The sequence below is a fragment of the Streptomyces sp. NPDC007162 genome (assembly GCF_040634175.1).
Lineage (GTDB): Bacteria > Actinomycetota > Actinomycetes > Streptomycetales > Streptomycetaceae > Streptomyces.
In genome coordinates this window covers 1-1,644 of sequence record NZ_JBEYFC010000960.1, presented here as the reverse complement: position 1 = coordinate 1,644, position 1,644 = coordinate 1, and the positions used below count along the sequence as shown (strand labels likewise).

The 1,644-nt window shown below is 74.8% G+C and carries 1 protein-coding gene; it reads left to right on the top strand.

Annotated elements, in window-relative coordinates; all coding sequences use genetic code 11:
* Positions 1–1,320, top strand: a 1,320-nt coding sequence (locus ABZ646_RS46240) for a helix-turn-helix domain-containing protein (protein WP_360533700.1), incomplete at its 5' end; no start/stop codon positions are given.
* Positions 1,321–1,644 lie beyond the last annotated feature (324 nt).

Below are 1,644 nucleotides of genomic sequence, written 5' to 3'. Positions count from 1 at the left end.
GGGGACCTCGCGGCCGTCGTCGACCGGCACCGCAGGATGATGACCTCGGGCCCGGCGGGCGGCGGCCCGGACGTCGTCCTGGACCTGCTCGGCTCCGATCTCGACCTGCGCGCCTGGGTGCTCTCCCCGACCGGCCGGCTGATCGCGGGCTCCAAGGCGTCGGGGCCCGCGCTGCCCGCCGAGGCCTGTGCCGAGCTGGCCGCCGAGCACCTGGCGGCCGTCCGCACCGGCCGCCGCGGCCCTCACCGCGTGCTGCTGGGCGCCACCACGTACTCGCTCTTCCCGATCGGCTGGGGGCACCTCCCGGCGGCGACCGGGGCGGGCGGCTCCCCGCGGGGCGGCCGGGACGTGCGCGAGTCGGTGCTGTCGGACTGGCTGCTCGCGGTCGAGGCGGACGCCGGCGACTGGCCCGCGGAGCGGCTCGACCTGCTCCAGGGCGTCACCCAGCTGATCTCCGTCGAGCGCGACCGCCGGGACGCGGCACGTACGGTACGGCGCCGGCTCGCCCAGGAGGTCCTCGAACTGGTGCAGACGGGCGCGGCACCGGCGGAGATCGCCGCGCGGCTGCGGGTGGCGGCTCCGGTCCTGCTGCCGGGCCTCGGCGCGGCCCCGCACTGGCAGGTGGTGGTCGCCCGCGTCGAGTGGGACGGTTCAGAGGTCGAGGGCGGTCCGGTCGCGCAGTCCCTGCTGGAGGAGATCCTGGTCGACCCGCTGGCGACCGGCCCCGAACCGTCCGACCGCATAGCGGTGGCCCACACCGGCGACGAGGCGGTCGCCCTCGTCCCGCTGCCCGCCGTCCCCACCGAGCACGACGGCTCCGATTCCGGTATCCACGCCGACGCCCTGCTGGCGGCCGTACGGGGGCCGCTGACGGCAGGCCTCGACGGCGACGGCCGGGTCACCCTCGGCGTCAGCGCGGCCGTGCACTCCGCGGAGGGGCTGCGCGGGGCCCTGGAGGAGGCCCGGCACGCCCGCCGGGTGGCCGCGGCCCGTCCGGGCCGGGTCTGCGCGGCCGGCCACCAGGAACTGGCCTCGCACGTCCTGCTGCTGCCCTTCGTCCCCGACGACGTCCGGCGTGCCTTCACCGCCCGCCTGCTGGACCCGCTGCGGGAGTACGACCGCAGGCACCGCGCCGAACTGATCCCGACCCTGGAGGCGTTCCTCGACTGCGACGGCTCCTGGACCCGCTGCGCCACCCGTCTCCACCTGCACGTCAACACGCTGCGCTATCGCGTGGGAAGGATCGAGCAGTTGACGGGCCGGGACCTCGCGCGGCTGGAGGACAAGCTCGATTTCTTCCTGGCGTTGCGGATGAGCTGAGGTCTTGCGCGCGTGCGACGGGCTCGTGCGAAGCGCCGTCGGCGTCCCACGACTTTGTGAAATTATTCACCCACCCTCTTGGCCCGGCGCGCTGATCGGTGCTGGAATGCGGCCACCACTTCACTGCTCGACGGCGCGCTAGGGGAGGGCAACGTGGCGTACTCCGCCATGTCTGGGAACGGAACGACCGCCGGTGACGATCCGCTCCAGACCGCGGTGTGGCGGCTGCGCTCGCGGGCCTGCTGGGCCGACGCGGCGGCCCGCGTTCCCGACCGGGGATCGGCTTGGGACGCAAAACGGTCTGTTCCATGGTTCGCCTAGATC